Below are 12926 nucleotides of genomic sequence, written 5' to 3' on the forward strand. Positions count from 1 at the left end.
GCAACCCTGCATCGGTAAGGTATAGTCCGTTTTTTACGGAGGAACTATGCTGACCAACCCATCTATTCGTCTCAACAAATACATCGGCGAGAGCGGTATCTGCTCGCGTCGTGATGCCGATCGTTACATCGAACAGGGCAACGTTTTTATCAACGGCAAACGTGCTGCTGTGGGCGATCGGGTATTTGCCGGAGACGTGGTGAAAGTAAACGGTCAGCTTATTGAGCCGCGTAACGAAGACGATTTGGTCATTATTGCCCTGAATAAACCGGTGGGTATCGTCAGCACCACGGAAGGCGGTGAGCGCGATAACATCGTTGATTTTGTCAATCACAGCAAGCGTGTTTTCCCTATCGGACGCCTGGATAAAGACTCGCAGGGGCTGATTTTCCTCACCAACCACGGCGACCTGGTGAACAAAATCCTGCGCGCCGGCAACGATCACGAAAAAGAGTACCTGGTGACGGTCAACAAGCCGGTCACCGCGGAGTTCATTCGTGGACTCGGTGCCGGTGTTCCCATGCTGGGAACGGTGACCAAAAAATGCAAGGTGAAGAAGGAGTCGACGTTTGTTTTTCGCATTACGCTGGTGCAGGGGCTTAATCGCCAGATCCGCCGCATGAGCGAGCATTTTGGTTATGACGTTACCAAACTTGAGCGTACGCGCATCATGAACGTCAGTCTGAAAGGGCTGCCGCCGGGAGAGTGGCGTGATCTCACCGATGACGAGCTGATCGAGCTATTTAAACTGATTGAGAACTCATCGTCCGAGGATGCGGCGGTGAAAAAAGCCAAACCAAAGGCCACCGCCGCCAAAAAACCTGCCGCCAGCGGCGCGAAGGTAACCAGCAGCGCTAACGCTGCACCGCGTAAACGTTTTGCCCAGCCCGGGCGTAAAAAGAAAGGGCGCTGAAACGGCGCTAAACGCCGCAGCCCCCCTCTTCCAGCGGCCCGTCAGGATCGGCGGGCAGCACGATGTAAACACCTTCAAATACCGCGCCGCACTCTTCATTGCCAAACAGCTGCACCTCCAGCTGCACCCTGGCTTTGCGTCCACGCGCCAGGCGGTCAAGATCGCCACTGAGCGACCCCAGATTGGCCACCGCCCCCGGTTTGCCGCTGATTGGCTTGCTGTAACGAATATGAGCATCGGCCAGAATAATGGTCCCGCCAAGCTGGCGCTCGCGCAGCAGCAGCCAGATCAGCCCCCAGCCGGTTAAGGTTGCCAGCGAGAATAAGCTGCCGGCAAACAGCGTATGGTGGGGATTCTGGTTGCCGGTTTCCGGCATGGTGGTGGCAAATTTCTGCCCGGTATATTGCAGGATGCGCACACCCATCTTTTCACTTAGCGGAATATGCTGATACCACGCCTGCTGAAGCTGACCACACCAGTCGGCACGATGCAAAATATCGTCCAGCGTCACCACCGGTTTAATCATCAGGAAATGGCGTACTGGCGTAGTTTGCGGGGCGGTGATCTCCCCCTGATTGAAGTAGCCGAGTTTGGCAAAAAAGTCGACGGCGTCTTCTCGTGCGCTGCACACCACGCGTTTTACGCCTTCCTGGCGGGCAACGGACTCCAGCGTCATCGCCACCAGCGTTCCCAGTCCTTTACCCTGCACGGAAGGATGCACGGCGAGGAAGCGGATCGCCGCTTCGTTATCGGCATTTATGTACAGCCGCCCGACAGCTACCGGGTCACCCTGCTCGTCAACCACCATTTGATGATGCGCCAGCGCATCCCAGGCATCACGTTCTGACCCCATCGGCTGATGTAACGGCTTGCGCAGCATTTCCCAACGGAATTGGTAGTAGATCTCCAGTTCTTCTGCGGTTTCTGGTACGCGAAGGTGATACATAAAATGGTTCTCTCTGTATGAGCCAGTCAGGCTATTCCTTTGCCGCTCTGCCAGCTGTTTCAAACCTGCAGCCAGAAGGTAACGGGGCCATCATTGATCAGCGCCACTTTCATATCAGTCGCGAAGCGACCGGTTTCAGTGCAGACACCTTTTTCACGGCAGCAGGCGACAAAGTAGTCGTACAGTTTTTCGGCCTCCGCCGGAGCGGCACCACCGGAGAAGCTCGGCCGCATGCCTTTTTTAGTATCGGCCGCCAGCGTGAACTGCGACACCACCAGCACGCTGCCCCCCGCCTGCAGCACGTTCAGATTCATTTTGTCGCCTTCATCAGCAAAAATACGATAGCCGAGCACTTTATCCACTAATTTTTGCGCGCTTTCAGGGGTATCTCCTTTTTCCACACCCAGTAAAATCAGCAACCCCGCTCCGATCTCGCCGATGGTCTCCCCCGCGACTGCCACGCTGGCCTGCAGCGCCCGTTGTATTAATGCAATCATGGATCCTCGTTTTCTCTTTCTTGTTCTTCGCGCTTCAGCCGGCGATAGTCAGCCAGCGTGGCGGTAATTTCCGCTCCCAGCAAAACGATACACCAGGTCCAGTAAACCCATAGAAACAGAATGGGTACTACCGCCAGCACGCCATAAATCAGCTGATAGGAGGGAAACGTGGTGATATACAGCGTGAAGCCCTTTTTACCCAGCTCGAACAAAATACCGCCGACTATCGCCCCGACCAGCGCATCATGTCCCGCCACCGGAGCCGTCGGCACCAGGCTGTACAGCAGCCAGAAGGAGAGGCAAGAAAGCAGCAACGGGAATATGCGCAGCACCATATCTATCAGCACGCTCAGGCCGCCGATCGTCGCCCAGTGCAGCGATAGCAGGTAGGAGCTAATGGCCAGGCTGGCACCCGCCAGCAGCGGCCCCAGCGTCAGGATCATCCAGTACACCGCCAAAGAGTACACCAGCGGTCGCTTAACTTTGCTACGCCAGATGGTATTCAGCGCCGAGTCAATCGAGTACATCAGCAGGAGTGCGGTCACCACCAGCCCCCCCACCCCCACCGCCGTCATTCTGCTGACGTTGGCAACGAACTGTTCCAGGTAGTTTTGCACCGTGGTTCCGGCCGCCGGTACTAAGTTGTGAAAGGCAAAGTTTTTTAACTGCACGCTGACGTCCGAAAACATCGGAAAGGCGGTAAATAGGGCAAAAACCACAGCAATAAGCGGAACCAGCGACAGCAGCGAGACATAGGCCAGGTGCCCGGCCAGCACGGTCATCGCATCTTCGTCGATACGCTGCCACAACAGCTTGATCCATGTCCAAAATGCACGTAACCGGTGCAAAAAGTGGTTGAGCGGACGCATATTCTACCGGCGACCGTCGGGCATGCGGTCGGCAAAGAACGCCGGGATCACGCTGTTATCGGTTATATGCAGGCTGTGGATCCCCAGCGCACGCGCTGCTTCGATGTTTTCTGGATTATCGTCGAAGTAGATAGCCTCTGCCGCCGCCGTCTCTTCTTCGTTAAGCAAACGCTGATAAATGGCCGGATCGGGCTTACGTAACCCCATCTCCTGCGATAAATAGATTTTATCCGCGGCCGCCCGGACTTCCGGGTACTGCTCCGGCCAGAACTGGCAGTGCAGGTTATTGGTGTTAGAGAGGATAACGACCCGCTCACCCTGCTCACGCAGCTGGTGCATAATGGCAATGACGTCAGGGCGCACGCCGACAAATACCGCCTGCCAGCCGGCAGCAAACTGCTCAAAGCTCAGCGGCAGCTCCAGCTCGTCACAAATTTGCCGGGCAAATTCCTTATCACTGATTTCGCCGCGTTCGTGCTGGTCAAAGCTCTCACCCATCTGGAAGCGGCTTTGCAGCGTGGCCAAAGGTACACGGCCCAGATCGCTCCAGACGCCAAGCACCCGGTTGAAATCAATATCAACAATGACATTACCTAAATCAAAGATATACAGCATGGTCACCCCCTTGTATTGCACTGAGTTCATCACTCTAGCGGTAAAACGGAAGGCTGAACAGGTGGGAGAATTGAAAACTGCATGGCAGTTGCAGGGTCGGATAGGTTCCGCCCCTGAAGAACAGGCGATTTTAGCCGTCATCATTCAGGATGCAAAGACCATGGCCTTTGCATCCTGAAACCGACGACTAAGCGGCGGATTACGCTTCTTTCGGGCCGCGGCTTGCGCGCTTACGATCGTTTTCCGTCAGATGACGTTTACGAATACGCACCGACTGAGGCGTCACTTCGACCAGTTCGTCATCATCGATGAATTCCAGAGCCTGCTCCAGAGACATCTTGATAGCCGGAACCAGCGTAGTCGCTTCATCCGTACCGGAAGCACGCATGTTGGTCAGCTTCTTACCGGTCAGACAGTTTACCGTCAGGTCGTTAGAGCGTGAGTGAATACCGATAATCTGGCCTTCATACACTTCCGCACCGTGGCCGAGGAACAGCTTGCCGCGATCCTGCAGGCTGAACAGGGCGAAGGCCACCGCTTTACCCTGGCCGTTAGAGATCAGCACGCCGTTCTGGCGCTGGCCGATTTCGCCCGCACGCACGTCATCGTAATGACTGAACGTCGAGTACAGCAGACCGGTGCCCGAAGTCATGGTCATAAACTCGGTACGGAAGCCGATCAGGCCACGCGCCGGGATCAGGTAATCAAGACGAATACGGCCTTTGCCGTCAGGGATCATGTCTTTGACATCACCCTTGCGCTCGCCCATCGCCTGCATCACTGAACCCTGGTGCTGTTCTTCGATATCCAGCGTCACGTTCTCGAACGGCTCTTGCATGCGGCCATCGATTTTACGGTTGATAACCTTAGGACGTGAAACGGCGATTTCAAAGCCTTCGCGGCGCATGTTTTCGATCAGCACCGACAGGTGAAGCTCACCACGACCCGATACGCGGAACGCATCGGAGTCTTCGGTTTCTTCAACGCGCAGCGCCACGTTGTGCACCAGCTCTTTGTTCAGACGGTCAAGGATCTGACGCGAGGTCACAAACTTACCTTCTTTACCGCAGAACGGCGAGGTGTTGACGTTGAAGTACATGGTCACGGTAGGTTCATCAACGCTCAGTGCCGGCAGCGCTTCCACGTTCTGCGGATCGCAGATGGTGTCAGAGATGTTCAGTTCGCCCAGCCCGGTAATCGCGATGATATCGCCCGCTTCCGCTTCGGTCGCGTCGATACGCTCCAGGCCCAGGTGAGTCAGAACTTTACCGACTTTACCGTTACGGGTTTTGCCTTCGCTGTCGATGATCGTGATCTGCTGGTTCGGCTTCACTTTACCGCGCTTGATGCGGCCGATGCCGATAACGCCAACGTAGTTGTTGTAATCCAGCTGAGAGATCTGCATCTGGAAAGGTGCTTCCATCTCGACCTGCGGTGGCGACACATGTTTTACAATCGCTTCGTACAGCGGAGTCATATCTTCCGCCATATCGCTGTGGTCCAGACCGGCGATTCCGTTCAGGGCAGAGGCGTAGATCACCGGGAAGTCGAGCTGCTCGTCAGTGGCATCCAGGTTGACGAACAGGTCAAATACCTGGTCAACAACCCAGTCAGGACGCGCGCCCGGACGGTCAACTTTGTTGATTACCACGATCGGCTTCAGACCGTTAGCAAAAGCTTTTTTGGTCACGAAACGGGTTTGCGGCATCGGGCCATCCATTGCATCCACAACCAGCAGCACCGAGTCAACCATTGACATCACACGCTCAACCTCACCGCCGAAGTCGGCGTGCCCTGGGGTATCAACGATGTTGATGCGGTAGTCATTCCATTTAATGGCGGTGTTTTTTGCGAGGATGGTAATCCCACGCTCTTTCTCCAAATCGTTGGAGTCCATTACGCGTTCGGTTGCTTCGGTGCGGGCATCAAAGGTCCCGGACTGCTGCAGCAACTTATCAACCAGGGTAGTTTTACCATGGTCAACGTGGGCAATAATGGCGATGTTACGCAAATTTTCGATCACAGCTTTGCCTCAGGCATTAGAAATAGCGCGCTATTGTACACGGATTAATCGAAGGACTGAACAAGTTCGAGGACTTCGTATAAAGATAACTGTCCGGATGGTTATGACACCCATTTCCAGTGCAAAGATTGCACCGGAATGCTGAAATTGCACCAAAATGGTGACCAGCCACCACTCAACAGCACCAGAATGGTGCGCGACTTCCATCGTGGTGCATCCCCCGTCTGACGAGAGGGCGCATCATAGCGCCTTTTGCATAAAATAAAAAAGTTGGCACAAATTTCGCAAATACTCTGATAAGCGAAAAATGCCCTTTTCCACACGGTTGTAAGCTTGTCAGAGATCTTTATTATCGGAAGTAGCGCAGCGAAATGCAAAGCGCACCGTGGAAGTTCTCTAACCGCGACGACAATGACAAAATCCAGGAGAGTTAAGTATGTCAGCTGAACACGTTCTGTCGATGATGAACGAGCACGAAGTCAAATTCGTTGACCTGCGTTTCACCGATACCAAAGGCAAAGAGCAGCACGTCACTATCCCTGCTCACCAGGTTAATGCTGACTTCTTCGAGGAAGGCAAAATGTTCGACGGCTCCTCGATTGGTGGCTGGAAAGGGATTAACGAATCCGACATGGTTCTGATGCCGGATGCCACCACCGCTGTCCTCGATCCGTTCTTCGAAGATGCCACCCTGATTATTCGTTGCGACATCCTTGAGCCAGGCACCATGCAGGGTTACGACCGTGACCCACGCTCCATCGCCAAACGCGCAGAAGATTTCCTGCGCTCTTCCGGCATTGCCGACACCGTGCTGTTCGGGCCAGAACCCGAGTTCTTCCTGTTTGACGATATCCGTTTCGGCAGCAGCACTTCCGGCTCCCACGTTGCTATCGATGATATCGAAGCCAGCTGGAACACCGGTAAACAATACGAAGGCGGCAACAAAGGCCATCGTCCGGGGCTGAAAGGCGGCTACTTCCCGGTTCCTCCGGTCGACTCATCACAGGATATCCGTTCTGCGATGTGTCTGACGATGGAACAGATGGGCCTGGTGGTTGAAGCTCATCACCACGAAGTCGCCACTGCCGGTCAGAATGAAGTGGCTACCCGCTTCAACACCATGACCAAGAAAGCTGACGAAATTCAGATCTACAAATATGTCGTCCACAACGTGGCTCACGCTTATGGCAAAACCGCCACCTTTATGCCTAAGCCAATATTCGGTGATAACGGCTCCGGTATGCACTGCCACATGTCACTGTCAAAAGGCGGAACTAACCTGTTTGCGGGCGACAAATACGGCGGCCTGTCTGAAACTGCCCTGTTCTACATCGGCGGAGTGATTAAACACGCTAAAGCGATCAATGCGCTGGCTAACCCGACCACTAACTCCTATAAGCGTCTGGTTCCTGGCTACGAAGCACCGGTTATGCTGGCTTACTCTGCGCGTAACCGTTCCGCGTCTATCCGTATTCCGGTTGTCGCCAGCCCGAAAGCACGCCGTATTGAAGCGCGCTTCCCCGATCCGGCTGCTAACCCGTACCTGTGCTTCGCGGCACTGTTGATGGCTGGCCTTGACGGCATCATCAATAAGATCCACCCGGGCGATGCGATGGACAAAAACCTGTACGACCTGCCGCCGGAAGAAGAAGCGGAGATCCCTAAAGTTGCTGCCTCCCTGGACGAAGCTCTGGCCGCTCTCAACGAAGACCGTGAGTTCCTGACGCGTGGCGGTGTGTTCACCGACGACGCGATCGAAGCTTATATCGAGCTGCGTAAAGCGGAGATGGAGCGCGTGCGCATGACCCCGCACCCGGTTGAGTTCGAACTGTACTACAGCGTTTAATTTTTGTTATCCCGGCGAATGTCGTCTCGCAGCTGTGGCATGAAGGACGCCGGGTATTTGTTGCCGTGGAACTTTCAGCCCATCTCAGGATGGGTTTTTTTCACCGCGGATTTATCGTTCAGCAGGACGATTTTAACTGACACGGCTATAATGCACTAAGTTGGTGCAAAAAAAGTTCTGGAGAAGGCCGTATGGCAACTGGCACGCTGCCCGATGCTGGGCAGATTCTCAATTCGCTGATCAATAGTATTTTGCTGGTCGATGGCGAACTGGTGATTCATTACGCCAACCCCGCCGCGCAGCAGTTGCTGGCGCAGAGTTCCCGCAAGCTGTTTGGTACGCCACTGCCGGAACTGATGGGCTATTTTTCCCTGAATATTGAGGTCATGCGCGAAAGTCTGGATGCCGGACAGGGCTTCACCGACAGCGAAGTGACCCTGGTGGTCGACAGCCGCGCGCACATTATGTCGCTTACCGCACAGCGCCTGTCTGATGGGCTTATTTTGCTGGAAATGGCGCCGATGGATAATCAGCGCCGGTTGAGCCAGGAACAGCTGCAGCACGCGCAACAGGTGGCAGCGCGTGATTTAGTTCGCGGCCTGGCACATGAAATCAAGAACCCACTGGGCGGACTGCGTGGTGCAGCTCAGCTGTTGGCCAAAGCCCTGCCCGATCCGTCGCTGACGGAATACACCAAAGTGATCATTGAACAGGCAGACCGCCTGCGCAATCTGGTCGACCGTCTGCTGGGGCCGCAACAGCCCGGGATGCACATCACACAAAGCATTCATCAGGTGGCCGAACGGGTGGTTAATCTGGTTTCGATGGAGCTGCCCGATAATGTGTCACTGGTCCGCGACTATGATCCCAGCCTGCCAGAGCTTCCTCATGACCCGGATCAAATCGAACAGGTTCTGCTGAATATCGTACGCAATGCGCTGCAAGCCTTGGGTGATAAAGGCGGCACTATCATTATACGTACCCGTACCGCCTTCCAGCTGACGCTGCACGGTACACGTTATCGCCTGGTGGCACGCATCGATATTGAAGACGACGGTCCCGGCATCCCGGCGCTGCTGCAGGATACGCTGTTTTACCCGATGGTGAGCGGCCGCGAAGGCGGTACCGGATTAGGACTGTCCATTGCCCGCAGCCTGATCGATCAGCATTCGGGGAAAATAGAGTTCAACAGTTGGCCCGGACACACGGAATTTTCGGTTTACTTGCCTATTCGCCAGTGAGGTTTTTATGCAACGAGGGATAGTTTGGATCGTCGATGACGATAGCTCCATCCGCTGGGTGCTTGAGCGTGCGCTCACTGGAGCCGGTTTACAGTGCGCCACGTTTGAGAGCGCAAACGAGGTGCTGGAAGCCCTTGCGACAAAAACCCCGGACGTTTTACTGTCTGATATTCGTATGCCCGGCATGGATGGGCTGGCGCTACTGAAACAGATTAAGCAACGCCATCCTATGCTGCCGGTGATTATCATGACCGCGCATTCTGACCTCGATGCGGCGGTCAGTGCCTATCAGCAGGGTGCGTTCGATTATCTGCCAAAACCGTTTGATATTGATGAAGCGGTGGCGCTGGTGGAACGTGCCATCAGCCACTATCAGGAGCAGCAGCAGCCGCGTAATCAGCCAGTCAGCGGCCCGACGACCGATATCATCGGTGAGGCCCCGGCGATGCAGGATGTGTTCCGCATTATCGGACGGCTGTCGCGTTCCTCGATTAGCGTGCTGATCAACGGTGAATCCGGTACCGGTAAAGAGCTGGTTGCCCATGCCCTGCACCGCCACAGTCCGCGTGCCAAAGCCCCGTTTATCGCGCTGAATATGGCCGCCATCCCAAAGGATTTGATCGAATCAGAGCTGTTTGGTCATGAAAAAGGGGCGTTTACCGGAGCAAATCAGATCCGTCAGGGGCGTTTTGAACAGGCCGACGGCGGGACGCTGTTCCTTGATGAAATCGGCGATATGCCGCTGGATGTTCAGACTCGTCTGCTGCGCGTGCTGGCAGATGGCCAGTTCTATCGCGTTGGCGGCTATGCTCCGGTCAAAGTGGATGTGCGTATTATCGCCGCCACCCACCAGAATCTGGAACTGCGCGTACAGGAGGGGAAATTCCGGGAGGATTTATTCCATCGACTGAACGTGATCCGCGTGCATTTACCGCCGCTGCGCGAACGGCGGGAAGATATTCCGCGGCTGGCACGTTATTTCTTACAAGTTGCCGCGCGCGAGCTGGGGGTGGAAGCCAAAATCCTGCACCCGGAGACCGAAACCGCTCTGACACGCCTGCACTGGTCCGGTAACGTACGCCAGCTGGAGAACACCTGTCGCTGGCTGACGGTGATGGCTGCCGGTCAGGAAGTGCTGATCCAGGATCTGCCGCCGGAGCTGTTTGAGACCGCGACGCCCGAAAACCCGGTGCATTCGCTGCCGGACAGCTGGGCCACGCTGCTGGCGCAGTGGGCCGACAGGGCATTGCGTTCCGGTCATCAAAATTTGCTGTCCGAAGCGCAACCGGAGTTGGAGCGCACGCTGCTGACCACCGCGCTGCGCCATACTCAGGGCCATAAGCAGGAAGCGGCGCGTCTGCTCGGCTGGGGACGTAATACCCTGACGCGCAAGCTGAAAGAGTTAGGGATGGAGTAGCTCCCTTTTGTACGACAAGAAGGCGGCACGGTGACATTTCCGCAGCCGCCTTTTTTATTCAGATAACTCTTGAGAATCGTGCATCAGACGCTTTCTGACGAAGGTAACGATCGAAGCACATGCAGATATTCCTGATTAACAATCGTCCCTTAGCGGTGACGACAAGTGCGTTATCATGGCATTCCAGCAGCCCGTCGGCGATCAGCGGCTGTAGCTGTGCCAGATCCTGCGCAAAGTAGTCACGGAAGTGAATTCCCCAGCGCGCCTCAACGCTTTCAAATGACAGGGAAAAATGGCAAATCAGGCGCTTAATCACATCAGCACGCAGACAGTCATCCTCCGTCAGCTGTAAACCACGCCACAGCGCCGTATTGCTGGCGTGTATATGCGCATAATAGTGCTTCAGCTCCTTGTGATTCTGCGCATAACTGTCCCCGATCCTGCTTATCGCCGATACGCCCATTCCCAGCAAATCGCAGTCGCCCTGAGTCGTGTAACCCTGAAAGTTGCGATGCAGTTCACCCGCTCGCTGCGCTATCGCCAGCTCGTCGTTCCGGCGGGCAAAGTGATCCATACCAATAAACTGGTAATCCTGTGCCGTCAGGGTAGCAATGGTCTGTTGCAGAATAGCCAGCTTCTGCTGTGCGTCCGGTAGCTCGGCCTCGCGGATTTTGCGCTGGGCGGCGAACAGCGCGGGCATATGGGCATAGTTAAATATGCTCAGCCTGTCAGGATCCAGCTCGACCACTTTCTGCAAGGTAAAAGCAAAGCTTGCCGGCGTTTGTGCTGGCAAACCGTAAATCAGGTCAATATTGGTGGAAACAAACCCCAGCTGCCGTGCCCGGGCGACCAGAGCGAAGATCGTCTTCTCATCCTGCACCCGGTTCACTTTCTCCTGCACCTGCTTATTGAAGTCCTGCACCCCCATGCTCAGGCGGTTAAACCCCTCTGCACGCAGATGATCTAATACATCCAGCTCAATTTCTCGCGGGTCAACCTCAATCGATATTTCAGCCGTATCGCTGATATGAAAATGTTGCCGCAGACAGGCCATCAGGCGACGGATTTGCTGTTTATTGAGGAAGGTTGGCGTACCGCCGCCCCAGTGCATCTGACTGACGGTACGCTGTTGAAATAACCGGGCGCGGGCGGCAATTTCCAGCATCAGTGCGGCAAGATAGTCATCGGCTTTATGCTGCTGACGCGTCACCTGCTTGTTACAGCCGCAGAAATAGCAAAGGCGATGGCAGAACGGAATATGCAAATAGAGAGACAGCGGGCGTTGAGGATAGCGAAGCGCGGCCTGCAAAAAGGCCTGCTCGTCGTAATCTTGATGGAACTCCAGCGCGGTCGGGTAGGAAGTATAGCGGGGGCCGGATAGGTTGTATTTTTGAATAAGCGGGAGATCCCACTCTGTCGTCTGTATCTGCATGCTCACTGACCTTATCTGCGTCGTGGTGCAGGTCGCCGCGTCACAGTAAGCTGCTGGCTGACGATCCGGCCGCGCAGCCGGGTTTCCAGCCGCGATAGCCGCTGTAGTTTAACCCACATTCCGCCCAGCCAGCACAGCAAAATCAGCGCAATAATTGATCCAGGCCAAGTCATGGCCAGATAGCGCACAAAGTTAAGGCGGCGCGAAAATGCGCTGCCTTAGTCAGGACAGAAAACGGCGGGATCTGCCGCGGTCTCAATGATTACCTTTCAGCAGGCGATACATATCTTCTTCCGCCTTTTCGTCGTCGGCATCATCATCCAACGCAATGCCCAGCTGCTCCATCAGAACATCAATACGATCCAACGACTGATCGAGCCAGGCCTGATCTTCTGCTGACAGGGTCTCGCCACTTTCCAGTCGGTCAAGCAACGCATCCAGACGTTGGTCATTTTCCAGCATCGCCAGCTCTTCTTCCGGCGTCAGACGCGGTTTTTTCGCAACCGCCGTTTTAGGCGCTTTAACCGGCTTAGTGGGGGCGGCATCCGCACCCAGTGCAATCGCCTTCTTACTGCCAATGCGAGGATCTTTAGCGGCTTTGCTCTTCTCGCCCTTCTGGCTCACCGTGACCGGATTAGCCCGGCTGCCGGAGGCATTGCCGCTGTGCTTTTTATCACGTTTGCGATCGCGTGCTTCCTGATTGATTTCTTCACGGGTTTTGCGTTTCACTCGTGATGTCGGTTTCTTATCCCGGGGCGTGCGTGCAGGCTGCTTCATGGTTTCTGCTCTCAGACTTTTATATTCAGTATAGAATTGCGGCGGAATCTAGCAGAAAGCAGAGCAAGAAAAAGGCGGCAGGTCATCCTGTCGCCTTTTTTCGCACCTTCCGCGGAAGGACTGACATTTTCAGCATCCATTTTAGCAACCAGCATCCCTGTTTTCCTTTGCTCTGGCTGTGGTTCACCACTCCTGGTAAACTTCCCTGGTCCCTGTCGCGTACGCCTGTACACTTCTCCTGCCCGGCCCGTGGTCGTCCTGATACTCCCTGAGCGCTTCATCCTGAAGTGAAATATCCTGTTTCTGCGCTTAAATATAAACTAACCTGTCAGGCTCACAACATGCAGGCA

The 12926-nt window shown here is 55.1% G+C and carries 12 protein-coding genes; 4 read left to right on the top strand and 8 right to left on the bottom strand.

Annotated features, from left to right (window positions below; all coding sequences use genetic code 11):
• Window positions 1-46 precede the first annotated feature (46 nt).
• Complete coding sequence (gene rluF / locus JGC47_RS16925; RefSeq protein ID WP_004154758.1) at window positions 47-913, top strand: 23S rRNA pseudouridine(2604) synthase RluF; 867 nt, start codon at window positions 47-49, stop codon at window positions 911-913.
• Window positions 914-920: 7 nt separating this feature from the next.
• Here the strand turns inward: rluF and fabY are convergent, their stop codons facing one another.
• The 5 genes from fabY to typA all read right to left on the bottom strand — a co-directional run bounded on the left by fabY (window position 921) and on the right by typA (window position 5863).
• Window positions 921-1859, bottom strand: a complete 939-nt coding sequence (fabY, locus tag JGC47_RS16930) for a fatty acid biosynthesis protein FabY (protein WP_004154757.1) — start codon at window positions 1857-1859, stop codon at window positions 921-923.
• A 59-nt stretch (window positions 1860-1918) separates the two neighbouring features.
• Complete coding sequence (dtd, locus tag JGC47_RS16935; protein ID WP_004154756.1) at window positions 1919-2356, bottom strand: D-aminoacyl-tRNA deacylase; 438 nt, start codon at window positions 2354-2356, stop codon at window positions 1919-1921.
• Window positions 2353-3225: a virulence factor BrkB family protein gene (locus tag JGC47_RS16940; protein ID WP_004154754.1), complete on the bottom strand. Its 873-nt coding sequence runs from the start codon at window positions 3223-3225 to the stop codon at window positions 2353-2355. The genes dtd and JGC47_RS16940 overlap by 4 nt, the downstream gene beginning before the upstream one ends.
• Before the next feature lie 3 nt (window positions 3226-3228).
• Window positions 3229-3840 carry a glucose-1-phosphatase gene (yihX, locus tag JGC47_RS16945; RefSeq protein ID WP_004154753.1) on the bottom strand — a complete coding sequence of 204 codons (612 nt, stop codon included), beginning with the start codon at window positions 3838-3840 and terminating at the stop codon, window positions 3229-3231.
• Between the two features lie 199 nt (window positions 3841-4039).
• Entirely contained in the window at window positions 4040-5863 is a 1824-nt protein-coding gene (gene typA / locus JGC47_RS16950) for a ribosome-dependent GTPase TypA (RefSeq protein ID WP_004154752.1), read from the bottom strand.
• 436 nt (window positions 5864-6299) lie between these two features.
• On the opposite strand from typA, the gene glnA reads away from it, so the two are divergent.
• From glnA to glnG, 3 genes are all read left to right on the top strand, one after another.
• Window positions 6300-7709, top strand: a complete 1410-nt coding sequence (gene glnA, locus JGC47_RS16955) for a glutamate--ammonia ligase (protein WP_004154751.1) — start codon at window positions 6300-6302, stop codon at window positions 7707-7709.
• 191 nt (window positions 7710-7900) lie between these two features.
• A complete protein-coding gene (gene glnL / locus JGC47_RS16960; protein WP_004154750.1) occupies window positions 7901-8950 on the top strand; it encodes a nitrogen regulation protein NR(II) in 1050 nt (349 codons plus the stop codon).
• 7 nt (window positions 8951-8957) lie between these two features.
• Complete coding sequence (gene glnG / locus JGC47_RS16965) at window positions 8958-10367, top strand: nitrogen regulation protein NR(I) (protein ID WP_004154749.1); 1410 nt, start codon at window positions 8958-8960, stop codon at window positions 10365-10367.
• Between the two features lie 58 nt (window positions 10368-10425).
• Here the strand turns inward: glnG and hemN are convergent, their stop codons facing one another.
• The 3 genes from hemN to JGC47_RS16980 form a co-directional block, all read right to left on the bottom strand.
• On the bottom strand, window positions 10426-11799 hold the full coding sequence (gene hemN, locus JGC47_RS16970) for an oxygen-independent coproporphyrinogen III oxidase (RefSeq protein ID WP_004154748.1): 1374 nt from the start codon (window positions 11797-11799) through the stop codon (window positions 10426-10428).
• A 255-nt stretch (window positions 11800-12054) separates the two neighbouring features.
• Window positions 12055-12576, bottom strand: a complete 522-nt coding sequence (gene yihI / locus JGC47_RS16975; protein ID WP_004154746.1) for a Der GTPase-activating protein YihI — start codon at window positions 12574-12576, stop codon at window positions 12055-12057.
• Between the two features lie 11 nt (window positions 12577-12587).
• Window positions 12588-12731 carry a hypothetical protein gene (locus JGC47_RS16980; protein WP_206215642.1) on the bottom strand — a complete coding sequence of 48 codons (144 nt, stop codon included), beginning with the start codon at window positions 12729-12731 and terminating at the stop codon, window positions 12588-12590.
• Window positions 12732-12926 lie beyond the last annotated feature (195 nt).

Origin of the sequence: Erwinia amylovora (genome assembly GCF_017161565.1) — a bacterium.
Taxonomy (GTDB): Bacteria; Pseudomonadota; Gammaproteobacteria; order Enterobacterales; family Enterobacteriaceae; genus Erwinia; species Erwinia amylovora.

What these genes read in the sequence shown, in the direction of transcription:
- fabY (WP_004154757.1), bottom strand. Translation starts at nt 1,859, where the DNA reads ATGTATCACCTTCGCGTACCAGAAACCGCAGAAGAACTGGAGATCTAC.
- yihI (WP_004154746.1), bottom strand. Translation starts at nt 12,576, where the DNA reads ATGAAGCAGCCTGCACGCACGCCCCGGGATAAGAAACCGACATCACGA.
- JGC47_RS16940 (WP_004154754.1), bottom strand. Translation starts at nt 3,225, where the DNA reads ATGCGTCCGCTCAACCACTTTTTGCACCGGTTACGTGCATTTTGGACA.
- glnL (WP_004154750.1), top strand. Translation starts at nt 7,901, where the DNA reads ATGGCAACTGGCACGCTGCCCGATGCTGGGCAGATTCTCAATTCGCTG.
- dtd (WP_004154756.1), bottom strand. Translation starts at nt 2,356, where the DNA reads ATGATTGCATTAATACAACGGGCGCTGCAGGCCAGCGTGGCAGTCGCG.
- rluF (WP_004154758.1), top strand. Translation starts at nt 47, where the DNA reads ATGCTGACCAACCCATCTATTCGTCTCAACAAATACATCGGCGAGAGC.
- hemN (WP_004154748.1), bottom strand. Translation starts at nt 11,799, where the DNA reads ATGCAGATACAGACGACAGAGTGGGATCTCCCGCTTATTCAAAAATAC.
- glnA (WP_004154751.1), top strand. Translation starts at nt 6,300, where the DNA reads ATGTCAGCTGAACACGTTCTGTCGATGATGAACGAGCACGAAGTCAAA.
- yihX (WP_004154753.1), bottom strand. Translation starts at nt 3,840, where the DNA reads ATGCTGTATATCTTTGATTTAGGTAATGTCATTGTTGATATTGATTTC.
- JGC47_RS16980 (WP_206215642.1), bottom strand. Translation starts at nt 12,731, where the DNA reads ATGCTGGTTGCTAAAATGGATGCTGAAAATGTCAGTCCTTCCGCGGAA.
- glnG (WP_004154749.1), top strand. Translation starts at nt 8,958, where the DNA reads ATGCAACGAGGGATAGTTTGGATCGTCGATGACGATAGCTCCATCCGC.